Source organism: Mesorhizobium sp. M0292, from assembly GCF_040321695.1.
Taxonomy (GTDB): Bacteria; Pseudomonadota; Alphaproteobacteria; order Rhizobiales; family Rhizobiaceae; genus Mesorhizobium.
This window is the reverse complement of the sequence record NZ_JAMYSB010000010.1, coordinates 93110-118509: the sequence shown is the minus strand read 5'-3', so window position 1 is coordinate 118509 and position 25400 is coordinate 93110. Positions and strand designations below refer to the sequence as shown.

At 63.9% G+C, this 25400-nt stretch carries 20 protein-coding genes; 10 read left to right on the top strand and 10 right to left on the bottom strand.

Annotated elements, in window-relative coordinates:
- The first annotated feature begins 29 nt into the window (after positions 1-29).
- Positions 30-1436: a M48 family metalloprotease gene (locus NKI96_RS17460; protein WP_245260137.1), complete on the top strand. Its 1407-nt coding sequence runs from the start codon at positions 30-32 to the stop codon at positions 1434-1436.
- An 82-nt stretch (positions 1437-1518) separates the two neighbouring features.
- Here NKI96_RS17460 and NKI96_RS17455 read toward each other — a convergent pair whose 3' ends face one another.
- Complete coding sequence (locus tag NKI96_RS17455; protein WP_023693606.1) at positions 1519-2376, bottom strand: RNA polymerase factor sigma-32; 858 nt, start codon at positions 2374-2376, stop codon at positions 1519-1521.
- 397 nt (positions 2377-2773) lie between these two features.
- On the opposite strand from NKI96_RS17455, the gene NKI96_RS17450 reads away from it, so the two are divergent.
- From NKI96_RS17450 to NKI96_RS17440, 3 genes are all read left to right on the top strand, one after another.
- Positions 2774-3547: an amino acid ABC transporter substrate-binding protein gene (locus tag NKI96_RS17450; RefSeq protein ID WP_023673667.1), complete on the top strand. Its 774-nt coding sequence runs from the start codon at positions 2774-2776 to the stop codon at positions 3545-3547.
- A 137-nt stretch (positions 3548-3684) separates the two neighbouring features.
- A complete protein-coding gene (locus tag NKI96_RS17445; RefSeq protein WP_023693608.1) occupies positions 3685-4365 on the top strand; it encodes an amino acid ABC transporter permease in 681 nt (226 codons plus the stop codon).
- The gene (locus tag NKI96_RS17440; protein ID WP_023673665.1) at positions 4362-5129 is read left to right on the top strand and encodes an amino acid ABC transporter ATP-binding protein; all 768 of its coding nucleotides are present in this window, start codon (positions 4362-4364) and stop codon (positions 5127-5129) included. Before NKI96_RS17445 ends, NKI96_RS17440 begins: the two co-directional genes overlap by 4 nt.
- 196 nt (positions 5130-5325) lie before the next feature.
- Here the strand turns inward: NKI96_RS17440 and NKI96_RS17435 are convergent, their stop codons facing one another.
- The 6 genes from NKI96_RS17435 to NKI96_RS17410 all read right to left on the bottom strand — a co-directional run bounded on the left by NKI96_RS17435 (position 5326) and on the right by NKI96_RS17410 (position 13655).
- Complete coding sequence (locus NKI96_RS17435; RefSeq protein ID WP_023673664.1) at positions 5326-5907, bottom strand: CarD family transcriptional regulator; 582 nt, start codon at positions 5905-5907, stop codon at positions 5326-5328.
- Positions 5908-6333: 426 nt separating this feature from the next.
- Complete coding sequence (fdxA, locus tag NKI96_RS17430) at positions 6334-6672, bottom strand: ferredoxin FdxA (protein WP_013529180.1); 339 nt, start codon at positions 6670-6672, stop codon at positions 6334-6336.
- A 253-nt stretch (positions 6673-6925) separates the two neighbouring features.
- Positions 6926-7312, bottom strand: a complete 387-nt coding sequence (locus NKI96_RS17425) for an RNA-binding S4 domain-containing protein (RefSeq protein ID WP_023673663.1) — start codon at positions 7310-7312, stop codon at positions 6926-6928.
- Positions 7313-7329: 17 nt separating this feature from the next.
- Entirely contained in the window at positions 7330-10911 is a 3582-nt protein-coding gene (locus tag NKI96_RS17420) for a helicase-related protein (RefSeq protein WP_352462293.1), read from the bottom strand.
- A 704-nt stretch (positions 10912-11615) separates the two neighbouring features.
- A complete protein-coding gene (gene phbB / locus NKI96_RS17415; RefSeq protein WP_023707257.1) occupies positions 11616-12341 on the bottom strand; it encodes an acetoacetyl-CoA reductase in 726 nt (241 codons plus the stop codon).
- A 129-nt stretch (positions 12342-12470) separates the two neighbouring features.
- Positions 12471-13655, bottom strand: coding sequence for an acetyl-CoA C-acetyltransferase (locus NKI96_RS17410; protein WP_023673832.1), 1185 nt, complete (start codon positions 13653-13655; stop codon positions 12471-12473).
- A gap of 302 nt (positions 13656-13957) precedes the next feature.
- On the opposite strand from NKI96_RS17410, the gene phaR reads away from it, so the two are divergent.
- Positions 13958-14572: a polyhydroxyalkanoate synthesis repressor PhaR gene (gene phaR / locus NKI96_RS17405; protein ID WP_023731809.1), complete on the top strand. Its 615-nt coding sequence runs from the start codon at positions 13958-13960 to the stop codon at positions 14570-14572.
- 45 nt (positions 14573-14617) lie between these two features.
- Here the strand turns inward: phaR and NKI96_RS17400 are convergent, their stop codons facing one another.
- Positions 14618-15073 carry a GNAT family N-acetyltransferase gene (locus NKI96_RS17400; RefSeq protein ID WP_352444922.1) on the bottom strand — a complete coding sequence of 152 codons (456 nt, stop codon included), beginning with the start codon at positions 15071-15073 and terminating at the stop codon, positions 14618-14620.
- A 50-nt stretch (positions 15074-15123) separates the two neighbouring features.
- Entirely contained in the window at positions 15124-15543 is a 420-nt protein-coding gene (locus NKI96_RS17395) for a rhodanese-like domain-containing protein (protein WP_352760923.1), read from the bottom strand.
- Between the two features lie 89 nt (positions 15544-15632).
- Here NKI96_RS17395 and ftrA point away from each other — a divergent pair, with 89 nt between their 5' ends.
- A complete protein-coding gene (ftrA, locus tag NKI96_RS17390) occupies positions 15633-16625 on the top strand; it encodes a transcriptional regulator FtrA (protein ID WP_502900272.1) in 993 nt (330 codons plus the stop codon).
- Here ftrA and NKI96_RS17385 read toward each other — a convergent pair.
- On the bottom strand, positions 16622-17761 hold the full coding sequence (locus NKI96_RS17385) for a citrate synthase (RefSeq protein WP_352805364.1): 1140 nt from the start codon (positions 17759-17761) through the stop codon (positions 16622-16624). The genes ftrA and NKI96_RS17385 overlap by 4 nt on opposite strands.
- Positions 17762-17854: 93 nt before the next feature.
- On the opposite strand from NKI96_RS17385, the gene NKI96_RS17380 reads away from it, so the two are divergent.
- The 4 genes from NKI96_RS17380 to NKI96_RS17365 all read left to right on the top strand — a co-directional run bounded on the left by NKI96_RS17380 (position 17855) and on the right by NKI96_RS17365 (position 25395).
- On the top strand, positions 17855-18943 hold the full coding sequence (locus NKI96_RS17380; RefSeq protein ID WP_352805361.1) for a citrate synthase/methylcitrate synthase: 1089 nt from the start codon (positions 17855-17857) through the stop codon (positions 18941-18943).
- A 394-nt stretch (positions 18944-19337) separates the two neighbouring features.
- Positions 19338-20468 (top strand): patatin-like phospholipase family protein, encoded by a 1131-nt coding sequence (locus NKI96_RS17375; protein WP_031355707.1) that lies wholly within the window; start codon positions 19338-19340, stop codon positions 20466-20468.
- 520 nt (positions 20469-20988) lie between these two features.
- Positions 20989-22167 (top strand): efflux RND transporter periplasmic adaptor subunit, encoded by a 1179-nt coding sequence (locus NKI96_RS17370; protein ID WP_352805439.1) that lies wholly within the window; start codon positions 20989-20991, stop codon positions 22165-22167.
- A 63-nt stretch (positions 22168-22230) separates the two neighbouring features.
- Complete coding sequence (locus NKI96_RS17365) at positions 22231-25395, top strand: efflux RND transporter permease subunit (RefSeq protein ID WP_352805358.1); 3165 nt, start codon at positions 22231-22233, stop codon at positions 25393-25395.
- Positions 25396-25400: the final 5 nt, after the last annotated feature.

The window sequence follows — 25400 nt, the reverse complement described above, 5'->3', positions numbered from 1 at the left end:
GCCTTGCCGTGGCGCTGGCCAGCTGCCAGATGTTCACGCCTCCCGAAGTGCAGGAATCCGGCTTCCAGCCTTCCGACAAGCCGATCACGGTCGACAATGTCGCCGCCAACAGCAAGCTTGCCGAACTGGCGAAGGCGCAACATCCGCGCATCCTTGCCACCTATGGCGGCGAATATTCCGATCCCAAGCTCGAGCGCATGGTGGCCAAGGTTGTCGGCAGCCTGACCGTGGTGTCGGCCAATCCGACCCAGACCTATCGCATCACCATCCTCAATTCGCCCAACGTCAACGCTTTCGCGCTGCCGGGCGGCTATCTCTACGTCACCCGCGGCCTGCTGGCGCTGGCCAATGATTCGGCCGAACTCGCCGCCGTCATCGCGCATGAGATGGGCCACGTCACCGCCAATCACGGCTTGCAGCGCCAGCAGCTCGAGGCCGAGGAAGGCCTGGCGACCAAGGTGGTCTCCGATGTGCTGGGCGACAGCCCGACCGCCAAGCAGGCATTGATCCGCGGCAAGCTGAGGCTGGCGCAGTTCTCGCGCAACCAGGAGCTGGAGGCAGACGCGATCGGCATCAAGTCGATCGGCGAGGCGGGTTACGATCCCTATGCCGCCGGGCGTTTCCTGCAGTCGATGTCGGCCTATACCGATTTCCGCTCGATCAGCGGCGCCACCGACGCCAGCCTCGACTTCCTGGCCACGCACCCCAACACGCCGCAGCGAATTGATCTGGCGCAGCGCCACGCCCGCCAGTTCGGCGCGCCGGGCATCGGCACCCGCGACCGCGATTCCTTCCTGGCCGGGATAGACGGCCTGCTCTATGGCGACACGCCGGAAGAGGGCTATGTGCGCGGCCAGACCTTCCTGCATCCGGGCCTCGGCGTTTCGTTCACGGTGCCCGACGGCTTCATCATCGACAATTCGGCGGCGGCAGTGACGGCGACCGGTCCCGGCGACATGGCGATCCGCTTCGACGGTGTGTCGATCGACAAGGATCGTGCGCTGACCGACTACATCAGAAGCGGCTGGGTGGCCGGTCTCGACGAGACCAGTGTGCGCCAGGAGACGATCGACGGCAACCAGGCGGCGACCGCGCACGCCGGCGCCGATGGCTGGCAGTTCGACATTGCGGTGATCCGCGCCGGCGGTCAGGTCTACCGGCTTTTGACAGCGGCCCCCTCGGCCAGCACGACACTCGATCCGGTGGCACGCTCGGTCAGCGGTTCGTTCCGCGTGCTCAGCCCCGCCGAGAAAGCGGCACTGAAGCCGCTGCATATCCGCGTCGTCACGGTACAGGCCGGGCAGACGATGGGCACACTTTCGGCGCAGATGGTCGGCGTCGACCGCAAGCTCGATCTGTTCCGCGTGCTCAACGCGATGTCGCCGGGCGCCTCGGTTTCGGCCGGCGACAAGGTCAAGATCGTCACGGACAGATAGCGCCGGTCTTCGTCAGAAACCCCAGCCTTCGTAGTGCTTTTTTCTGAGATAACTCAGGGCGGTACCCCTGTTCCTGGCAATCTCACGCTGCCATGAATTCCGGGTTCTGCTTGACCAGCGCGAGCTTGAGCTTTTCCATGGCGCGGGCCTCGATCTGGCGGACACGCTCCTTGGAAATGCCGAGCGTCTCGCCGAGCGCCTCAAGCGTCGCACCTTCGTCTGTCAGCCGACGCTCCTCGATGATCCTGAGTTCGCGGGCATTGAGCGCGCGGAGCGCCGTCTTCAGCCACATCAGGCGCCGTTCGACGTCGATGGTGTCGCCGGCGACCTCGTCAGGCAATGGATCGTCCGAAATCAGGAAGTCCATCCGCTCGGTGGTACCGGCCTCATCGGCGAGCGGTGCGTTGAGCGAAGAGTCAGGTGCTGAAAGCCTGGAATCCATCTTCTCGACATCGGCCTCGGAGACGCCGAGGGCTACCGAGACTTCGCGGTAGAGCGTGGCGTTGGAGATCGGCTCGGCGCCATTGGCAAGACGGGCGCGCAGGCGCCGCAGGTTGAAGAACAGCGCCTTTTGCGCCGAAGAGGTGCCGCCGCGAACGATCGACCAGTTGCGCAGGATATAGTCCTGCATCGAAGCGCGGATCCACCATGTCGCATAGGTCGAGAAGCGCACCTCGCGCTCCGGCTCGAAACGCGCGGCTGCTTCCAGCAGCCCGACATGGCCCTCTTGGACCAGATCTCCGAGCGGCAGGCCGTAATGTCGGAACTTCGAAGCCATGGAGATGACCAGCCGCATATGGGCGACGGTGATCTGATGCAGCGCCTGCTGATCCTGGTCCTCCTTCCAGCGCAAGGCGAGAACATGTTCCTCATCGCGCTCGAGGTAGGGGGCTTTCATTGCCGTGCGGACCATGGTCCGTCCTGCCGTGTCTTCGATCATGCCGCGCTCCTGCTCCCGGACATTTTCGGACGGCCTGGCGGCCGTTATCTCTGTTTGACGCAATTCCGAAGGAAACCGCTTTCCCACTTTCCTGGAATTGCTTCGGGCCTAGCGCAGCCAAGGGTTCTTGAAATGGAAACGCGGCGCCCTACAACAAGCCATGAACGTGCCATACCGGGGATTGGTTCCGCCGCCGAGGGCGGTTGTTTTGTGCGGTCCGACAGGGCGCATCGACACCGCAGATCGGGACTATTGGCACCGATCGGAGCTGCTTTGAGAATCTGATTTCTGGATCGCCGTTTTTTTGAAATCTGGTTCCTTATTTTGCTGCGCTGTATCTGTCAGTTTCCGGCTCTCACAAGCGCCGGACACCGGCCAAGGACGGGATCACATAGAAATGAAATGGCTCAATTCGCTCATCATCGCCGGAACGCTGCAGGTTCTGGCTGTTACATCAGGCCACGCCGGCGCCAATCTCGACCAGATCAAGCAGGCCGGCACACTCAAGGTCGGCACCGAAGGCACCTATGCGCCCTTCACCTATCATGATGCTTCCGGCGCGCTGGTCGGCTTCGACGTCGAGATCGCCAAGGCGATCGGCGACAAGCTCGGCGTCAAGGTCGAGTTCCTCGAAGGCAAATGGGACGGGCTGATCGCCGGCCTCGACGCCAACCGCTACGACGCCGTGATCAACGAGGTCGGCATCACCGACGCGCGCAAGGCCAAGTACGATTTCTCCGATCCTTACATCGCCTCCAAGGCCGTGCTGATCGTGCGCGGCGACAACACCGACATCAAGACCTTCGCCGACCTCAAGGGCAAGAAGTCGGCACAGTCGTTGACATCGAATTTCGGCAAGCTCGCCGAGACCAACGGCGCCGAACTTGTCGGCACCGACGGCTTCGACCAGTCGATCCAGCTGCTGCTCACCGGCCGCGCCGACGCCACCATCAATGACAGCCTGTCTTTCCTCGACTTCAAGAAGCACAAGCCGGACGCCAATGTGAAGATCGCCGCGCAGGAAGAGAACGCCGACTATTCCGGCGTCATCGTGCGCAAGGGTGATCCGGAGCTGGTCGCGGCGATCAACAAGGCGCTGGCCGACATCAAGGCCGACGGCACCTACAAGAAGATCGCCGATACCTATTTCGGCCAGGATGTCTCGCAGTAAAGACCATCTCCCGGCGGTTTGCCGGCAATGACAAATAGCGGCGGGCCGTCTTTGACGGCTCGCCGTTATTCGCATGATATGAGAAGCACACAATCGCACTGCCGTCACCGCGGCGGTCTGTGAGGGAGGAGCCGTTCGTGCCGCACTGGCTACACCTGATGCTGGACTCGTTGCCGACACTGCTGTGGGCGGCGTTGATCTTCACCGTACCGCTGACATTGCTATCGTTCGCACTCGGCCTGTTCGTCGGCCTGGTTGTCGCCCTGGTGCGGCTGTTCGGCCCCAAGCCTCTGGTTGCCGTGGTCCGCTTCTATGTCTGGATCTTTCGCGGCACGCCGCTTCTGGTGCAGCTGTTCCTGATCTTTTACGGCCTGCCTTCGGTCGGCATATTGCTGGATGCTTTTCCGGCGGCGCTGATTGGCTTCACCCTCAACATAGGCGCCTACAGTTCGGAAATTATCCGCGCCGTGATCGGCTCGGTGCCGAAGGGCCAGTGGGAAGCGGCCTATTCGATCGGCATGACCTGGAGCCAGGCGATGCGGCGCACCATCCTGCCGCAAGCCGGCCGCGTCGCCGTGCCGCCGCTGTCCAACACCTTCATCTCGCTGGTCAAGGATACGTCGCTGGCCGCCGCCATCACCGTGCCGGAGATGTTCCAGGCGGCGCAGCGCATCGTCGCCACCACCTATGAACCGCTGATCCTCTATGTCGAGGCGGCGATCCTTTATCTGGCGATGAGCTCGGTGCTTTCGGCCTTGCAGACGCGGCTGGAGGAGCGGCTCAACCGCTATGGCGGCTTCCTGGAGGCGCGCTCATGATCGGCCTCACCGATATCGAAAAGCGCTTCGGCGACAATCTGGTGCTGAAGGGCGTGACGGTCACCATTGCCGAAGGCAGCGTCACCGCGCTTGTCGGTCCCTCCGGCGGTGGCAAGAGCACTCTGCTGCGCTGCATCAACCTGTTGGAGATCCCGACCTCGGGCATGGTGCGCATCGGCGACGAGACGCTGGAATTCCGTCCCGGCATCAAGATCCCCAGCCGCGACATCCAGCGCCTGCGGCTGCAGACCGGCATGGTGTTCCAGAACTTCCAGCTGTTCCCGCATCGCACCGCGATCGAGAACGTCATGGAAGGCCTGGTGACGGTGCTCAAATGGCCGACGGCAAAGGCGCGCGAGCGGGCACTGGCGCTGCTCGAGAAGGTCGGCATGGCGCACAAGGCGGACGATTGGCCGGCAACGCTGTCGGGCGGCCAGCAGCAGCGTGTGGCCATCGCCCGCGCCCTGGCGCCGTCGCCCAAGGTTCTGCTTTGCGACGAGCCGACCTCGGCGCTCGATCCGGAACTGGCGCAGGAAGTGGTCGACGTGCTCGGAAAACTCGCCAGCGAAGGCACCACCATGGTGATGGCCACGCACGACCTTCGCCTTGCCTCCAAGATCGCGCAGGAGGTGGTGTTCCTCGATGCTGGTGTCGTCGTCGAGAAGGGGCCGTCCACCGTGGTGTTCAGCAATCCGGAGCGGGAACGGACCAAGCGTTTTATTGCGACGCTGAAGCAGGAGGCGGAGAAGGAAGCCGGCGGCTGAGCCTTCTACGTTCCCCTTGTGGGGAGGTCGGACGGAAGGTCCGGGTGCGGTCTGGTGTCGTCCCCATCCTCGCTGCTTCGCAGCGACCCTGCCTGGGCGAGCCACGGGTCTCGCCCGTCCTTGGAACCCCACAAGGGGGTAAAAACAAAAACCCGGCACAAGGCCGGGTTTTTCATGATTTCGACGGTGAAAGCGATCAGGCAGCTTCTTCCTGCTCGGCTTCCTCATTGTCGGCCTTGGCGCCGCGCTTCGGGCCCTTGTTGAGGTTGACCTCGATCAGGCGCACGGCTTCGGTTTCCGACATGCGGTTGACTGCCGCGATCTCGCGCGCCATGCGGTCGAGTGCCGCCTCATAGAGCTGACGCTCGGAATAGGACTGTTCCGGCTGGTTGTCGGCACGGTAGAGGTCGCGCACGACTTCCGAGATCGAGATCAGGTCGCCCGAATTGATCTTGGCATCATATTCCTGCGCACGGCGCGACCACATGGTGCGCTTGACGCGGGCGCGGCCCTGCACGACCTTCAGCGCGCGCTCGACATAATCCTCTTCCGACAGCTTGCGCATGCCGATGGAGGTCGCCTTGGCGACCGGAACCTTCAGGCGCATCTTGTCCTTCTGGAAGTCGATGACGAACAGTTCCAGCTTGTGGCCCGCAACTTCCTGCTCGTCGATCGAGACGATCTGGCCGACGCCGTGTGCCGGATAGACGATGTACTCGCCGGTCTTGAAACCGTGGCGTGCCGAGGTGGACTTCTTCTGCGGGGTGATCGTTGCCATTACGCCCTGAACTCCTTGTTGTGGCACCGGCGGCCTGCCGGTCCGAACGCATGCGACCGGGGACACCGATCGTTAGCCGCACAACAGATGAACCCATCGGAAAAAGCCGGGACCGGCAAACCGCATACATAGCGACTGCCTGGCCCAGATCGCTCTGGTCCGATTGGGGATTTCACCTTTCAGTGATTTGGGGCGCTTGCGCCATAAATCGACGTTGTGTCACCGGCATGTTTCAACTGGTGTAGCACAAAAAGTCGGAAGAATCAAGGTTTTGCTGCAAACGCGAAGGTCGAGCGCCATCGCCGCCTGTCAAGGCAGTTAATGTATGATGCGCGTTACGCAGCGTTATGACGATCCAATAGGCCGCACTTTTTTGCTTTGCGCATCACCCTTTCCGAAATCGATTCCGATTCCAGCGTCATGTGCTCAGTCGCCTTCGCCTGGCTCGGCGGAGAAATATTTCTCGAACTTGCCGGCTTCGCCGTCGAAGCTCTTGGCATCTGCCGGAGGCTCCTTCTTGGCGGTGATGTTGGGCCATTTCTCGGCGTATTCGGTGTTGACCTGCAGCCATTTGTCGAGGCCCGGCTCGGTGTCGGGCTTGATTGCATCGGCCGGGCATTCCGGTTCGCAGACGCCGCAGTCGATGCACTCGTCGGGATGTATGACAAGCATGTTCTCGCCCTCGTAGAAGCAGTCGACCGGACAGACCTCGATGCAGTCCATGTACTTGCATTTGATGCAGTTGTCGGTCACGACATAGGTCATTGGTCGGCTCCGGGACGTCCCGTTCTTGCTAGAGCGACGTGCGTCCAATTGGACGCACAAAGTACGCTCTGACACTTTGAATCTGCGCATCGTGCCTTCCGAAAAATCGATTTCCGATTTTCGGGCCGATGCGGCGGCTTTTTTGGTGAGGTAACGCCTTTGCCTGCCGCTTGCAAGGGCAGCCATTGCAGGCGGGGCCCGCGTGTCCGGAATGAAATTCCAGACCGCCGGCATGGCGCAGACGGCCAAGGCTTCAGTCTTCGCCGAACAGCCGGTCGGTTTGCCTGCGCTCTTTCTTGGTCGGCCGGCCGCTGCCGGCGTCGCGCAGCGCCGGAATGGCATCGGCAACAGCCTCGCCTTTCGGCGCCGGCGGCGGGGACATGTCCTCGTAGAGCGTGCGCGCTTCCTCGGCCGGACCGCGCCGCACGCCGGTGCCAAGCACCTTCCAAATGAAAATGCGGCGCTCGTGCGTAATGGTCAAAACGTCGCCAGGCTTGACCAGATCGGAGGCCTGCGCTGCTTTGTCGCTGTTGATGCGGACGCGTCCGGCGACAACCAGCTTGGCCGCCAGCGAGCGCGATTTTATCGCGCGCGAAAAGAACAGCCACTTGTCGATGCGCTGACGACCTTCAGCAACCATCGCAGCGAACCTGGGGCTTATTTCTTCAGCTGGTCGCGCAATGCGGCGAGCTTGGCGAAGGGCGAGTCCGGATCGAAGCGCGCAGGGCGTTCCTCGCGTGGCTTGGCTTGGAAAGCCGGCTTGGCGCCTTGCGGTCCGCCTTTGCCTTCCGGCCTGCCGCCTTTCCAGTCAGGCCGGCCCTCGCGCGGACGCTCGCCTTGCGGCTTGCCGTCGCGGCGCTGTTCGCCCTCGGCCTGCGGCTTGGGCTTGAACTTCGAACGGTCGAAGCGTGGCTTGGCGGCACCGTCGCGCTGGTCGCGCCGGCCCTGATAGGCCGGCCGTTCGCCCGGTGCCGGCTGTCCGCCGGCAGCGTCGGCCGGCGCATCGGCGCGGCCAGCCTGGCCGTTACGCGGGCGATTGTCCCGGCCTTGACGATGGCGCGGGCGCTGCTCGAAACGACCCTGCCGCCACAGCAAGATGGGCTTTGGCGCTTCGGCCTCGGGGACAGGCTCAGCGCTTCCACCCTCCCCCTCGTGGGGAGGGTCGGCGCGCAGCGCCGGGGTGGGGGCAGCGCCGGCGTCGGCGGTTGCGCCTGCATCGGCTACGCGGTCTGCACTATCGGTTTCGTCAGCGCTGTCACCCCCACCCGCGTCGCTTCGCGCCGCGACCTCCCCCATCGAGGGGGAGGTAAGGGCGTCGGCGTTTTCGGCGACGGTGGCGTCGGCGCTTTCGGGGACGGTGTCGTCAGCTTCTGCAACAGCCGGAGCTTCTTCCGTGATTTCTATGGGGGCTTCGACTTGGGGAGCTTCGACCTGTTCTTCCGCGACGGGCTCTGCCGTTGCTTCCGCGATGGCTGGAGCTTCGGCGGTGGCTTCAACGGCCGCAGTTGGCTCCGAACCCTCGGGAGGCGCGCCCGGCTGAGCGTCCGCAGCAACAGCCTCCGCTGCGGCTTCGGCGACGGGCTGCTCAGCCGCAGGCTCAGCGGCGGCAACCGCATCCGGCTCCGATCCAACGGCCGGCGCTTCAGCGACGGCTTCGCTTGCAGCGGCTTCCGTCGCCTTGGCCTGTTCAGCTTTTGCAGCCGCGTCCGCAGCCAGCTTGGCGGCAGCCGCTTCCCGCGCCGCGTTGTCCTGTGCTTCCAGCCGCGCCTTGACCTCTGCCGGCGGCTTCGGCTCGGCGCGATAGCCGAGACCTTTCAGGATCTCTTCCATGTCGTCGGCGGTGGCGCCGAGGATGGACATCATCGGCGGCGTCACCATGAAGGACTGGCCGTCATAGGCGCCGTCCGGGCGCTGTCCCAGACCGGGCCTCCAGTTGGTCGCAGGCCGGATCAGGTCGGCCAGCCGTTCCAGAATGTCGATGCGCACGGCGCGGCGGCCGAGATTACGGTAGCCGGCGAGCTTGTAGAAGCTCTTGTCGAAAGCCGGATCGATGACCACCGAGGTGCGGCCGGAGGCCAGCGCGTGCACGACGTCGCCAAAGCCGGGCTTGTCCTTGCCGTCGTTCTTCAGCGCCCACAAAAGCGTGATCAGTCCGGCGGGCGCCGGCTTGATCAGCGCCGGCACGAAGACGTGGTAGGCGCCGAAGCGCACACCGAGCCGGCGCAAGGCGGCGCGACCCTCCTGGTCGAGCGACTTCATTTCCTCGGCGATGTCGCGGCGGTTGATGAGGCCGAAATGCTCGACGAGCTGGAAGGCGATGCCACGGCCGATGCCGGCGATCTGCTCGGCATTCTTCAAGTCGACCAGCGGCTTCAGCAAGGATTCGATCTGGAAATTGACGAAGCGCTCGGCGCGCGCGGCGACCTTGTCGCGGGCGGGACCGGTCAACTGCTCGTCGGCCAAAAGCACCAGGCGCGGCTTCAGCGCGTCCTCGCCGGCAACCAGCGTGCCGATCGGCGCGCCGATCCAGCGCAGCGTGCCGTCGGAGCCAAGCGCAAGGTCGCCATTGGCGCAGGCGCCGAAGCGTTCGGCACGTGCCTCGAACTCGGCGGCCAGCGCTTTTTGCGCTGCCGTGCGCACGGCCTTGGCGTCTTCGCCGCCGGCGCTCTGGTCGGCGGTGAAACGGAACCCTTGCAACTCGCCGACATGATGGCCTTCGACAAGGACGGTTCCGGTAGGACTGATTTCGGCTTCAGGCATTGTATTTTCTCTAAGGCGCCGCATGAGGACGGAAGTCCTGCGGTCTACAAACCGTTTCGTCAACCGCTCATGCAGCGCATCCGACAATCTGTCTTCGATTTCGCGCGTCTTTTCCCGCCAGTGTGCCTGATCGGCCAGCCAGCCCGGCCGGTTGGACACGAATGTCCAGGTGCGGATCTGCGCAATGCGGTGCGACAGCGTGTCGATGTCCCCCTCGGTCGTATCGGCGCGGCGCACCTGCTCGGCCATGTAGTTCTCGTCGACATGGCCGTGTTTGGCGAGGTCGGTGTAGATAGAAGCGATCAGGTCGGAGTGCTGGGCCGGCGCGATCTTGCGGTAGTCCGGCAACGCGCAGGCTTCCCACAGCAGCGCGACGCGCTTGGCATTGGTAGCCAGCGCGCGGATGTCCTCGTCGCGGGAGAGATGTTCGAGCGCCTGCGCATCGACCGCCGGCAGCGCGCGCGTCAGGCCTTCGACCGGCGCGTTGGCCTCGATCGAGCGCTTCAGCGCGTCGAGGCTGGCGAAGTCGAAATGCGCGGTGCGCCATTGCAGCACCTTCACCGGATCGAACTCGTGCCCCTCGATGCGCTTGACCAGTTCCTCGTCCAGCGGATCGACCTGGCCGGTGACGCCGAAGGTGCCGTCGCGCAGATGCCGGCCGGCGCGGCCGGCGATCTGGCCGAGCTCGGCCGCCGTCAGGTTGCGGTACTGGTAGCCGTCGAATTTGCGGTTCTGGGCGAAGGCGACATGATCGAGATCAAGGTTGAGCCCCATGCCGATGGCGTCGGTGGCGACGAGATAGTCGACGTCCCCTGCCTGGAACATTGCCACCTGGGCATTGCGGGTGCGGGGCGACAGCGCGCCTAGCACGACCGCCGCTCCTCCTTGCTGGCGGCGGATCAGCTCAGCGATGGCATAGACCTCGTCGGCGGAGAAAGCGACGATCGCCGTACGCCGCGGCAGGCGGGTCAATTTCTTCGAACCGGCATAGGCCAGGTGCGACAGGCGAGGGCGCGTCACCACCGAGACGCCTCTCAGCAGCTTTTGCAGGATGCCATGCATGGTGGCCGCGCCGAGCAGCAGCGTTTCCTGGCGCCCGCGCAGGTGCAGGATTCGGTCGGTGAAGATATGGCCGCGCTCGAGGTCGCCGGCGAGCTGCACCTCGTCGATGGCGACGAAGGCAACGTCGGTCTCGCGCGGCATGGCTTCGACGGTGCAGACCGAATATTTCGCGCCGGGCGGCTGGATTTTTTCCTCGCCGGTGATGAGCGCCACCTTGTGGGCGCCGACCTTTTCGCAGACGCGGGCATAGACCTCGCGCGCCAGAAGGCGGAGCGGCAGGCCGATAATGCCGCTCTCATGCGCCACCATGCGCTCGATGGCGAGATGGGTCTTGCCGGTGTTGGTCGGACCCAGCACGGCAGTCACGTCGCGGCCCGACAGGATCAGCGGCTCGGTGTGTTTCGGCTGGATGTTCATCGGCCTGGAGATGAGGCTTTCTGCATCGTGTTGTCGGGAGCGCGCCTCGCGTGGCGCGTATGACAGGCGACACATAGGGATTTCAGGCGCGAAGCGAAAGCGGAATGTTCCGGCCGGCAGTCCCACGGTTCGTCTTTGAGGTCAGGATTCGCTCCCAATTAACAGTTGGAACGAGTCTGGAACGAATCGGCGACGAATCAGTGACTCCGGCAGATTCAGCTTTTGTTCACGGCTACATGTGGATTTTGCGAGCCTGAGTCTCACCATATGCTGAATCGCGGAAACTGGCCCGATTCCTGCAAGGGGACCATTGGCGTTAACCTTTGCCGGCGGGGCATCGTCGTGATCCGATACGCCTCGGCCAACATTATGAAATTGTTGAATTTTCTTAATCGGCCTTAACCATTTGACGGTGGTTTCCGGCCTTGGTCGTTAACGTTCCGCTCAAAGCCCGAACGAATCGGTGACGAATCAGCGATCGCGGGATTTTCCTGGTTTGTTCACCCCAACATGTTGTGTTGTCCACAGCTTGTCCATCGAGAATTCACAGCTTGCGAACCGGGTTTTGCACAGGGCGCCTAAAAATCGTTAATCTTTGCGTGCCGGAACGGGTCAATGTCTCGCGCGCAGCCTGGGGAACACCGCCGGCCGGCGATGAAAACGGGCCATAAGCCGGCCCGTCTTACCGGGCGAAATGCGGTCGTTCAGACGAAGTACTGGCCGCCATTGGCTGTGATGGTCGAACCGGTGATGAAGCCGGCGTCTTCGGAAGCGAGGAAGACGACGCAACGCGCGATCTCTTCCGGTTCGCCGAGGCGGCCGACCGGGATCTGCGGAATGATGCGTTCATTCAGCACCTTCTCGTCGATCGCCTTGACCATCTCGGTGGCGATGTAGCCGGGGCAGATGACATTGACGGTGATGCCCGCGCGCGCGCCCTCCTGCGCCAGCGCCTTCGAGAAGCCGATGTCGCCGGCCTTTGCGGCGGAATAGTTGACCTGGCCGGCCTGGCCTTTCTGGCCGTTGATGGAGGAGATGGTGATGACGCGGCCGAATTTGCGGTCGCGCATGCCGCCCCACAGCGGATGCGTCATGTTGAAGACCCCAGACAGATTGGTGTCGATGACTTCCTTCCACTGCTCGCGCGTCAGCTTGTGGAACATGGCGTCGCGGGTAATGCCGGCATTGTTGACCAGCACCGAGACCGGGCCGAGATCGGCCTCGACCTGTTTGATTCCGGCGGCACAGGCGTCGTAGTCGGCGACCGACCATTTGTAGGCCTTGATGCCGGTTTGTGCGCTGAACTTCCCCGCTGCCTCGTCATTGCCGGCATAGTTGGCTGCAACGGTGTAACCGGCATTCTTCAGGCCGATCGATATGGCGGCGCCGATGCCGCGCGATCCACCGGTGACGAGCGCTACTTTGGTCATTGAAAGTTCTTCCTCCCTTTGGTCGGAAGAAGGGAATAGGGAGTAGGGAGTAGCGAGTAGCGATCGATATCCCGCCGCGCTGCTCCTTCTTCCCCATTCACTACTCCCTATTCACTACTCACTTCTCTTTCACAGCGCTTCCACGCACAGAGCGACGCCCATGCCGCCGCCGATGCACAGCGTGGCAAGGCCCTTCTTGGCGCCGCGGCGGCGCATCTCGAAAACCAGCGTGTTGAAGACGCGGGCGCCCGACGCGCCGATCGGATGGCCGATGGCGATGGCGCCGCCATTGACGTTGACGATCGACGTATCCCAGCCCATGCCCTTGTTGACGGCGCAGGCCTGCGCGGCGAAGGCTTCATTGGCCTCGACAAGGTCGAGGTCCTTGACCGACCAGCCGGCCTTCTCGAGCGCCCGCTTCGAGGCGGGAATAGGTCCGGTGCCCATGATCGCCGGATCGACGCCGGCCGTCGCCCATGAGGCGATGCGCACCAGCGGGGTGATGCCGCGCCTTGTGGCTTCAGCCTCGCTCATCAGCAGCGCGCCGGCGGCGCCGTCATTGATGCCCGACGCGTTGGCGGCGGTCACGGTGCCGTCCTTGTCGAAAGCCGGCTTCAGCTTGGACATGGCGTCGATGGTGGCGCCGTGGCGGATGTACTCGTCCTGGTCGACGACAGTGTCGCCCTTCCTGCCCTTGATCGTGAAGGCGACGATCTCGTCCTTGAACTTGCCGGCCTTCTGCGCGGCCTCGGCCTTGTTTTGCGAGGCCAGCGCAAACTGGTCCTGGTCGTCGCGGGTGATCTGGAACTGGCGGGCGACGTTCTCGGCGGTGTTGCCCATGTGGTAGCCGTTGAAGGCGTCCCACAACCCGTCCTTGATCATGGTGTCGATCATCTTGTAGTCGCCCATCTTGACGCCGGCGCGCAGGTGCTCGGCGTGCGGCGACAGCGACATCGATTCCTGGCCGCCGGCGATGATCACCGTGGCGTCGCCGGCGGCGATCTGCTGCATGCCGAGCGCGATGGCGCGCAGGCCCGAGCCGCAAACCTGGTTGAGGCCCCAGGCGGTCGTCTCCTTGGGCAGGCCGGCATTGATCGACGCCTGGCGGGCGGGGTTCTGGCCCTGCGCGGCGGTCAGCACCTGGCCGAGAATGACCTCGTCGACTTCGCCCGGCTCGACGCCGGCGCGCGCCAAAAGCTCCCTGATGACGACGGCGCCAAGTTCATGCGCCGGGGTGGCGGCGAAGGCGCCGTTGAAAGAGCCGACAGCCGTGCGTGCGGCGCTGGCAACGACGATTGAATTGGAAGCGGACATTTTTCTCTCCAGACTTCGAGGTGTCGTGTTCTTGGGGGCTTGTTGGGACTTTTCTTGCCCGTTCCACACCCCAAGTCAAACCGGAAATGGGCATGCCGGCCAAGCGCCGCAAGCAGGGCGTGAGCGGCCGGCGGGATCGCCCAACCTTTGCTGCGCAGCATAATTAGCCCGCCATGCAGCAATAAATGATGCCGCACTGCACAAAGCGCTTGGAATTATAGAGCTTTTGCGCATATCCTTAAAAATGGCGCAATCGTTACCGGCGGCTTACTCAGGCGCGCCGGTGTCCCGGGAGGATGCTGATGGCCGCGAAAGACGACCCTATCATTATCAAGAAATATGCCAATCGCCGGCTCTACAACACCGGCACCAGCACCTATGTCACGCTCGAGGATCTGGCCGAGATGGTCAAGAAGGGCGAGGAGTTCACCGTCCAGGACGCCAAGACCGGTGACGACATTACCCATCCGGTGCTGACGCAGATCATCTTCGAACTGGAGAACAAGGATGGGCAGAACATGCTGCCGATCCCGTTCCTGCGCCAGCTGATCGCTTTCTATGGCGACCAGATGCAGCAGATCGTGCCGAGCTTCCTCGAACAGTCGATGATGGCCTTCTCCAAGGAACAGGAGCGGTTCCGCGAGCAGATGAAGGGCGCGATCGGCAAGTCGCCGCTGGATGTGATGAAGATCGCCACGCCGATCAAGGCGCTGGAAGAGCAGACACGCCGCAACATGGAAATGTTCCAGAACGCGATGCGCCTGTTCACGCCCTTCCCGACCGCCGCCACAAATGCTGCGGCCGCGGCTGCACCCGAGCCGGCCCGCAAGGACGTCGCGGAAAAGAGCGGCGACGACCTTCAGGAACTGAAGCAACAGATCGCGGCCATGCAGCGCAAGCTTGACACCATGTCGTAAGCGACCGCCGCATGGTCGACCGCCCTCAGTTTGGTGAGGCGGCTTTTACGGGTCGATTTTCAGCTGCCACGGTTCCCAGATATCGTCGGGCTGGCCGTCGAGCGAGCGGTAGAAGGCTTTGGCCGGCGAGTTGGATTTCAGCACCGTCCATTTGATGGCGGAGGCGCCAATGCTCAAAGCGTGTTGGCGAAGCTGTTCAACAAGCGCATGGCCGACCCCCATCCCGCGCGTCGCTTCAGTGACGTAGAGTTCCTTCAGCCAGACAACCGGCTTCAGGTCGTAGGTCCAGGGGATGAGGTAGTGGACGGCGATGCCGACGATCACGCCCTCTCGCTCCGCCACCAACACGCCGAACCGGGGCGATGGTCCCAGCCCGTGCTCGAGGAGGTTCGCTTCGGTGACGCGAAGCTTGTCGTCATAACCCTCGAAGACAGCTAGCGCCCGCATGAGGGCGAGCACCGCACCGACATCCTGGCGCTCGAATGGACGAATTCTAACCATGGCCTTCTGCATGCTTGCCCAGTCTTCAAGGCCGACCATTTCGCGTGGCCTCACGCGTGCAAGACACCGGGCTCCTTGCCTGAAGCGAAAGGAAGGTCCTCGTCCTGCCAACCGGTTATGCCGCCGATCATGATCTTCACGGGACGACCGAGGCTGGCCAGCTTGAAGGCCGCCTGATCCGCGCCATTGCAATGCGGTCCCGCGCAATAGACGACGAACAGCGTCTTTTCGGGCCATTGCACCATCCGCTCGGCCGATATTTCGCGGTGCGGCAGATGCAGCGCGCCCGGCACATGGCGGCTTCCATAGGCTTCCGGCGACCCGACCACATGCAGGAGAACAAAGTCCGGCTCCCCGGCACGCAGTGCGGCGGCGACGTCGGAACAGTCGGTCTCGACGGAAAGCCGGCGCAGAAAATGGTCGCGGGCGATATCCGGCGATGCCGCCGGAATGTCTGTCACGTGGCTCATCCTCGTATCTCCATTGCTGATGCGACGGAGAGATAAGACAGGAAGCAGGGCGATTGCAGCTGGCAGCTTTGCCATATATCGTCAAGATCATGCCATCCTCTGCCAATCCGCGCCCTGCCAACTCTCTTGTCGTTGCCGTTGCCTATGACGGGCTGTGCACGTTCGAGTTTGGCGTGGCGGTTGAGATCTTCGCCTTGCCCCGGCCGGAAATGGGTGAGGATTGGTACCGTTTTGCCGTTGCCGGAATCGATGGCGGTGAAATGCGCGCGCTGGGCGGCGTGCGTATTGTTGCCGACGGCGGGATCGATCTGATCGGCCAGGCCGGCACGGTGATCGTACCGGGATGGCGCGGAACGGAGGCTCCGGTGCCGCCGGCGCTGATCGAGGCGCTGCGGAAGGCGAGCGAGCGCGGCGCTCGCATTCTTTCGATCTGTTCGGGCGTGTTCGTGCTTGCGGCGGCCGGCCTGCTTGCGGGCAAAAGAGCGACGACGCACTGGCGCTACAGCGAGAAGCTGACGGAGATGTACCCCGACATCACCGTGATTCCGGACGTTTTGTACATCGATGAGGGCAATGTGCTGACATCGGCAGGCAGTGCCGCAGGCATCGACCTCTGCCTGCATCTGGTGCGGCGCGACTTCGGCACCAAGGCTGCAAACATGGTGGCGCGGCGTCTGGTGGTGCCGCCGCATCGCGATGGCGGCCAGGCGCAGTATGTCGAAAGTTCCGTTCCCGAGCCACATGAGCGCAGCCGGCTTGGACCGTTGATCGACAGGATGCGCGCCGATATTGCCGCCGACTATCCCGTCGCCATCTTGGCCGAGCTTGCCGGTATGAGCGAGCGGACGTTCCTGCGCCGGTTCGCGACCGCAACCGGCGTCACGCCGGCGCGCTGGCTGCTGTCGGAACGGCTTTCGCGGGCGCGCACGCTGCTGGAAGACACCGCCATGCCGATCGAACGGATTGCCGAGACTGCCGGCTTTGGCGCGGCAGGCACGCTGCGGCATCATTTTCGTCAGCAGTTCGCCACGACGCCCGTCGCGTACCGTGCGCGGTTCGGGAACACGGCCAGGTCGGCTTAAGTCACGCGTCCCTCATAGCGGCCACGCGGCCTGATGATGCTGCCGCTAATGATCTGTTCGACCATATGCGCGGCCCAGCCGACACTGCGTCCGAGCGCAAACAGCTGGAACGGTGCATCGCGCGGCAAGCCAAGGCCGCGCGTCAGAGCGGCCAAGGCGAAGTCGATGTTGGGCTGGGCACCGACCGCCGCCATGGCGGCTTTTTGCAGCTGTTGCAGCGTCTCGTCGACAGGGATGACTTCCAGAAGTGCGGTGGCACGGGGATCGCCGTCGGGATAGAGCGGATGGCCGAACGCCGGCAAGGGCCGATCATGGCCGAGCCAGCGCCGGATCGCCGCATCCGCGCCGTGGGCTGCTGCATCTTCAGCCAGTTGCATCACCGCTTCGCCGGCGCCACCGTGGCGCGGGCCGGACAGCGTTGCCAGGCCGGCCAGCAGGCATGCGGCAGGCGAGGCGCCTGTGGACGCTGCGACGCGGGCGGCGAAGGTCGATGCGTTGAGTTCATGATCGGCGAGCAGGACGAGGGCGCAGCGGATCGCTTCCGCGCCGGCATCATCCACCGACCAGCCCTGCGCCAGGCGCTTATGGACGGGCGCTGTGCCGGCTTCAGCGCCCAGCGACTGCGCCAGCGCTCCGACTGTGCGCGCGGCCTCGGTGCACAGCGAGGCGGCGCTGCGTCCTAGCGAAGGCCGCCCGTGGCCGGCAAGCATGGCAAGCTGCGCAAAGGCCGAGGCGCGGCCGACTGGATGAGGCGCTTCAGATGACGGAGCTTTGAAAGCCACCGGTTCAGGCGAGGCCCAGAGCACAGCAGCGGTTTCCTCCAGCGTCGCCGCTTTGGAGAGCGCAACGGCGTCTTGCCCTCGGTAGATGAGGCGCCCGTGCACAACGGTCGAAATTGCTGTTGCGATCGAGGGTTCGCCCCAGGCGATCGCGCTCTCGGCGATGGCCGAGGGACTGCGGCCGCGTGCCCGGCGGGTCGCCAATGCCGCGATGTCGTCGGCGCGGTACTGGCTGCGGCGCGGGTCGCTCTCATCCGGCCGCATGCCGATGCGGCCACGGCTGACATAGGCGTAGAGCGTCTGTGACCGGACCTTGAGCCTTTCCAGCGCCTCTTCCCGCGACAGCCATTCGGACATTTTTAGCCCATACATTGATTATATTGATCAAGATTGATCGACGCGCAGCCTAACCCTTATCTCCCATGCAGAAAAGCTGCAAGGAGATGAGATATGGCGAACGGGCTCGATGATGTGGTGGCGGCGGAGACCGTGCTCTCCGATGTCGATGGCCTTGGCGGCCGCCTGACGATCCGCGGTCATTCGCTGCCGGAATTGGCGGGACGCTGGCTCTATGCGCAAGTGGTTCGCCTGTTGCTCGACGGCTTCTTCGACGGCCTTCCCGGCGATGCCGAACTGGCAGCGAGGCTGGGCAAGGCTCGCGTCGAGGTGTTCGAGCGGCTTGCGCCCTCGCTGCCGCTGCTCGCACCGCTTGAGATCTATAGCGCCATGCGCGCCGGCATGGCGCTGCTGCCGGATGGCGAGACACCGACGGACGCCTTGCGGCTGATCGCGGCGCCCGCTGTGCTGACGCCGGCTCTGCTGCGCCTGGCGCGTGGCGAGCAGCCGATCGCACCTGACGCGAAGGCCGATCATGCCGCCGACATGCTGAGGATGCTCGAGGGATCCGTCCCGTCGCCGGCGCTGGCAAGGGCACTCGACACCTATCTGGTCACCGTCTGCGATCACGGCCTCAACGCCTCGACCTTCGCCACCCGCGTCGTCGCATCGACGCTGGCAGGGCTGACATCGTCGGTGCTGGCCGGGCTCGGCGCGCTCAAGGGGCCGCTGCACGGCGGCGCGCCCGGCCCGGTGATCGAGATGCTCGATGCAATCCAGGCGCATGGCGACGCGGCCGGTTGGCTGCGCGAGAAGGTCGCGCATGGCGAGCGCATCATGGGTTTCGGCCATCGCATCTACCGCGTGCGCGATCCGCGCGCCGATGTGCTGAAGGGGGTGGTGCGGCAGCTCGGCAGCGAGGGCGAGACCGGCCGCCGGCTGGCCTTCGCCGAACAGGTCGAGCACACGGCGCTCGAGGTGTTGCGGACCGCCAAGCCGCAGCACTCGTTGCAGACCAATGTCGAGTTCTACACAGCGCTTGTGCTTGAGGCGGCTGGCTTTCCACCACAGGCGTTCAGCAATGTCTTTGCCGCCGGACGTGTCGCCGGCTGGATCGCGCATGCGCGCGAACAGCAGACCACGGGGCGGCTGATCCGGCCGCAGTCGCGCTATATCGGGCCGGTGCCGAAGCTTGTTGCCTGAGGCTCCAAGGACAGATTTTTGCGAAGAGGACCCCCACCCTAGCCTGCCGGGGCGAGCCACGGGTCTCGCCCGTCCTTCGGACCCCACAAGGGGGAGGGAAGCTGCCGCGCGCCATCCCTTTATGACGAAACGTCGGCGATTTGTTGCGATCGGCGCCTACCAAGTCTCCTCCCCCTTGTGGGGGAGGGATTAAGGGTGGGGGTATTCGTAGGGCGAAGACCTCGGCGGTGAGACGCCATTCTCTCATGACCAAAATTTCGTGTGATCACGCGACCGTGTTCGTGTTCTGCCTTGGTCATCCCTTATATGCTGCACTGCAATATAAGTCCGCTGACGTCGAACCCGCCCGATTTCCGGGAATGAGGCAGCAGCGACCAAACCGAACAGGAACGCCATGACCAAAAACGGCAAGGCGGAGGAAACGAAAAAGATCAACATTGCGCTGCAGGGAGGCGGCTCGCACGGGGCTTTCTCCTGGGGCGTACTCGACCGGCTGCTGGAGGATGGCAGGCTCGACATTTCAGCCGTGTCCGGCACCAGCGCCGGCGCCATGAATGCGGTGGCGCTGGCCGATGGGTTTGTGCGCGCCGGCGTCGAGGGTGCACGGCAAAAGCTCGACGATTTCTGGCGCGCGGTGGCGGCCAAGGGCCGCTTCAGCCCGGTGCAGCGCATGCCGTGGGACGTCGCCTGGGGCAACTGGTCGATCGAGAACACGCCCGGCTATTTCTTCTTCGACACCATGTCGCGAGTGTTTTCGCCCTATGTCGCCAATCCGCTGGGCTTGAACCCGCTGCGCGACGTGGTCGAGCAGGAGATCGATTTCAAAAATGTTCACGCCTGCAAGTCAATGGAGCTGTTCATTTCGGCGACCAATGTCGAGACCGGCCAGCTGCGCGTCTTTTCCGATGGCGAGATCGACCTCGACACGGTGATGGCCTCGGCCTGCCTGCCGCAATTGTTCCGCGCCGTCGAGATCAAGGGCGTGCCCTATTGGGATGGCGGCTATGGCGGCAATCCGGCGCTGTTTCCGTTCTTCAAGACGGCGGCGACGGAGGATGTGCTGCTGGTGCAGATCAATCCGGTGGTGCGCGAGGGCACGCCGAAAAGCGCCAACGAAATCCAGAACCGCATCGACGAGATCACCTTCAATGCCGGGCTGCTGAACGAATTCCGCTCGATCGCCTTCGTCAAGGAGCTGATCGCCGCCGGCCGGCTGCCGCCTGGCGAATACCGCGACATCCGCATGCACCGCATCGATGCCGACGAAGCGTTCAAGGATCTGTCGGCGTCATCCAAGGTCAACGCCGAATGGGCTTTTTTGACCTATTTGCGCGACCTTGGCCGCATAGCGGCGAGCGACTGGCTGGAGGAGAATTACGACGCCGTCGGCAAGCGGCCGACGCTCGATCTTTCCGGCGAACTCGATGACGGCTTCAAACCGGTGCGCGGGCCGGCACCGGGACGGCGGGTGAAGGAATTTCTCGCCGCCCGCAAGAAGCCGGAGGCGGAACGCCGGCGGGCCTGAGTCCGCCCGGATCGATCAAGACGATCAGCGAAGTGTTCGGAAAATCGGAGTAGCGCCGATGACTTTCCGTCCCGGAACAATCGTTGCGTGTGACGGTATACAAAATCATACTGACGCCTGCTGCCATTCACTCAGTGGCTACGCAGGTGGCGCCCACATTTGAGCGTCAAAAACTAGTGCGGGCACAGGGGGGTGTCAGTGCTCAAAACGCCTTGAAAACAAAGCGCCTCCAACATCCGTATGGTTCGGAGAGTGTGGTTCCGCCGCCTGACGGGGCGCCGATAAAACCGTTTTTCGTTGGCCACACTACATCGCCTGGCACAATGTTCCTGCAACTTTTCGACTGTATTGCGATGCAACTTTGATGTAGAAGCGCGGCTTCGCCGTTCACGGCAAATTGAACACGGCCTGGCGCGCACCCATATCGGCGACGCGCCCGAGTTGGAAGACACGGTAGCTGTTAGACGACGGACTCCTGTTGGATAACGACTTGGCCGAACCCCGCAGTGGAAAAACAATGATGCCGAAGATCAGGTTTCACAAGCTTGCCGCTATTGTCGTGCTCATCGGCTTCGCCGCCTGGATGGGAACAGGCGCGTTCTCGTCCGTCGGCAGCGCCGCTGTCGAAGGTGCTGGCAAGGCAGGCGATCAGGCCAAGCCGGGCGATCAGGCCAAGGCACCGGATGCAACCAAGACCGCCGAGGCCGAACCGAAGGCGCCGCTGCGCACCGTCGCGGTGGTGACGCCGCCGCGCAAGACCTATGCCCGCGCCATCCGCATTTCCGGGCTGACCGAGGCCGACAAGCGCGCCGTGCTGGCGACGCGTGTCGCCGGCGTCATCGAAAAGCTGCCGGTCAAGCAGGGCGATCACGTCAAGACCGGCGATCTGGTGCTGATGCTTGCGGCGGAAGAAAAGATCTCGATGGTCGACAATGCCAAGCAGCTCGTCGTGCAGCGCCAGGCTGAACTCGACGCATCGCTGCGGCTCATGAAGACCGGCAATCTGCCCAAGCTACAGCTCGACACGGCGCGTTCGAACCTGACCGCTGCGCAGTCGCAGCTGGAAACGGCGCAGGCCGAGCTCGACCGCAATCTGGTCAAGGCGCCCTTCGACGGCGTCATCGACCGGGTGCCGGTGGAGCTCGGCAGTTCCGTCATGCAGGGCGGCGAGGTGGCAACCATCCTCAAGCTCGATCCGGTGATTGCGCGCGGCGAAGTCAGCGAACGCGACCTCGGCTATCTCAAGCTCGGCGACAAGGCCACTGTCCGGCTGGTCAGCGGCCAGACCGTCGAAGGCACGGTGCGCTACATCAGCCGCGACGCCTCGTCGGCCACCCGAACCTTCCGCGTCGAGATCGCCGTGCCCAATGCCGATGGCTCCGTGCCGGCGGGCATGACGGCCGAGATTTCGCTCAGCGCGCAGCCGACCGATGCCGTCATGTTGCCGCGCTCCGTGGTGACGCTGGGCGACAAGGGCGATCTCGGCATCCGTGCCGTCAACAAGGACAACAAGGTGGTGTTCTTCCCGATCGACCTCGTTGACGACTCGCCGAAGGGCCTCGTGCTTGGCGGCATTCCCGCCGATGCCCGCGTCATCGTCGCCGGCCAGGAGCTCGTCAAGGAAGGCGACGTCGTCAATCCGGTCGAGGCCGACCAGGCGACCATCCAGAAACTGTTGGGCGAAGCGACAACGCAGTAGCGCCGGGTGGCCCCGGACGGGCAACCGGCCGCAATGCGGCTCCTGAAATCTTGAGAACAGGCCATGGATATCGTCAAACTCGCGATCAACAATGCCCGGCTGACCATTGCGGTGCTGGTCTTCCTGCTGCTGGCGGGCTGGGTCGCCTATCAGTCGACACCGAAGGAAGCGGAACCCGACGTTCCGATTCCGATGATGTATGTCAGCCTGATCTATCAGGGCATTTCGCCTGAGGATTCCGAGCGCCTTCTGCTGCGGCCGATGGAAAGCAAGCTGAAGAGCCTCAAGGGCCTCAAGGAAATGCGCTCGGCCGCCTTCCAGGGCGGCGGCTATGTGCTGGTCGAGTTCCAGCCGCAGACCAATCTGGCGACAGCACTTCAGGACACGCGCTCCAAGGTGCAGGACGGCAAGGCCGACCTGCCGCAGGCGGCCGAAGAACCCGTCGTCACCGAAGTCAACATCTCCGAATTCCCCGTGCTGGTGGTGACGTTGTCGGGCGAATTGCCCGAGCGCGTGCTGACGGCTGCCGCGCGCGAATTGCGCGACCGCATCGAGGAAGTTCCCGGCGTTCTCGAAGGCTCGCTGCAGGGCGCGCGCGACGATCTTGTCGAGGTCGTCATCGACCCGATGAAGCTGTCGTCCTACGGGCTGCAGCTCGACCAGCTGATCGGCGCCGTCGGCGCTTCCAACAGCCTGGTCGCCGCCGGCAACATCGAGGGTTCGGAAGGCAAATACGCGGTCAAGGTGCCGTCGCTGATCGAGACACCCGAGGATGTCGCGTCCTTGCCGGTGGTCGCCGGCCCCAATGCCGTCGTGCAGGCGAAGGACATCGCCACGGTGCGTTCGACCTTCGCCGACGCCGAGACCATCACCCGCCTCAACGGCAAGCCGGCCATCGCCATCGAAGTCAAGAAGCGCATCGGCGCCAATCTGATCGACACGCTGGCCAAGGTGCGGGAAGTGTCCGACGCCTACGTCAAGACCATGCCGGAAGGCATGAACATCACCTACACGCAGGACAAGTCGGTCTTCGTCAACCAGCTGTTGGGCGATCTGCAGAACCACGTGATGATCGCCGTCATCCTGGTGTTCATCGTCATCCTCTATGCGCTGTCGGGCCGCGCCTCGCTGCTGATCGGGCTTGCCATTCCGTCATCGTTCCTGATCGGCATCCTGCTCTTGGCGATGATGGGCTACACCATCAACATGATCGTGCTGTTCAGCCTTATCCTGGCGGTCGGCATGCTGGTCGACGACGCCATCATCGTCACCGAATTCGCCGAGCGGCGCATGGGCGAAGGCATGCCGAAGGCGGAAGCCTTCACGCTGGCCGCCAAGCGCATGGCCGGCCCCGTCATCGCCGCGACGATGACGCGCATCGCGGCGTTTTCGCCGCTGCTGTTCTGGCCCGGCATCATCGGCGACTTCATGAAATACATGCCGATCACGCTGATCGTCACGCTGTCGGCCTCGATGCTTTATGCGCTGGTGTTCGCGCCGACGCTGGGCGCGCTCTTCGCCAAGGCGCCGGAGCATCACGAGGAACACAATCACGACGGCTGGTACATGGCGCTGGTCAAGCAGGCGGTGCGCTTCCCCATCACCGTGCTGGTGCTCACCGCCGTGCTGCTCACCGGCGTCGGCTTCGCCTATTCGAAATATGGCGCGGGCGTCGAGTTCTTCCCCAGCGTCGAGCCCGATTATGGCCTGCTCTATGTGCACGCCCGCGGCAATCTCTCGCTGGCCGAAATGGATACGGCAACCAGGATCGCCGAGAACCGGCTGCTCGGCTGGCCTGGCGTCAAATCGGTCTACACCCGCGTCGGCAAGACGCAGGGCGGCGGACAGGACGTGCCGGAGGACGTCGTCGGCGTCATCCAGTATGAGTTCATCGACTGGCGCGAGCGCAAATCGGCGAACAATATCCTGGATGAGCTGCGCACCGTCATGGCCGGCATTCCCGGCGTCGATGTCGAGGTGCGCGTGCCGGAGGCCGGTCCTCCCACGGGCAAGGCGGTGCAGCTGCGGCTTTCGGCCATCGATCCCAAGGGGCTCGACGACCAGGCCCGCGACGTTGCGGCGCGCATTGCCAAGGTGCCCGGTGTCATCGACGTATCCGACGGCCTGCCGCCGCCCGGCGTGGACTGGGCGCTCGAGGTCGACCGCGCCAAGGCGGCGCAGTACGGCATCAGCCCGACCGCCGTCGGCACCGTGGTGCAATTGGTGACCAATGGGTTGAAGCTGTCCGAGTACCGGCCGGCCGGCGCCGACGATGCCGTCGATATCCGCCTGCGCCTGCCCGAAGACCGGCGCACGCTATCGACGCTCGACGAGCTCCGGGTGCAGACCGCGCAAGGCTCGGTGCCGATCTCGAACTTCGTCGTGCGCAAGCCGGAGCCGACCGTCGGCATCCTCAACCGCATCGACGGCGCCCGCACAGTGGTCGTCCAGGCCAACGTCGCCGCCGGTAACCAGGTTGCGGCGGTGCAGGCGGAGGTGACCAAGGCGGTCACCGACATGAAGCTCGACAGCGGCATACGCTGGAAGCTGGCGGGGTCGAACGAGGACAGCGCCGAAGCCAGCGCCTTCCTCGGCAAGGCCTTCGGCGCGGCGATCTTCCTGATCTTCCTGGTGCTGCTGATGCAGTTCAACAAGTTCACCAGCGTGCTTCTGGTGCTGTCCTGCGTGGTCATGGCGACGATCGGTGTGTTCCTGGGGCTGCTGCTGACCGGCGAAGCCTTCGGCATCGTCATGTCGGGCATCGGCGTCATCGCGCTGGCCGGCGTGGTGGTGAACAACAACATCGTCTTGATCGACACCTATGACCGGCTGCGCGAAGAGGGCTGGGACAAGATGGAGGCGGTGCTGCAGACCTGCCGCGAACGTGCCCGTCCGGTGGTGCTGACGGCGGTCTCGGCCATCCTTGGCGTGCTGCCAATCGCCTTTGGCCTCGGCCTTGAAATCTTCCATCACGAGACGACGATCAACGCGCCGTCGACGCAATGGTGGATTTCGCTGTCCTCGGCCATCGTCTTCGGCCTGTCCTTCGCCACGCTGCTGACGCTGGTGGTGACGCCGTCCATGCTGATGATCTTCACGCGCAGCAAGAACAGCCGCTTCTACGCGTTCTTCCGCCGGCTGTTCGGCCGCGACAAGAAACGGGATGCACCCGTGGGGCCCAGCCCGCTCGACGAACCGGCAATCGCCTTCCCGAAAGCCGCGGAATAGCTGCA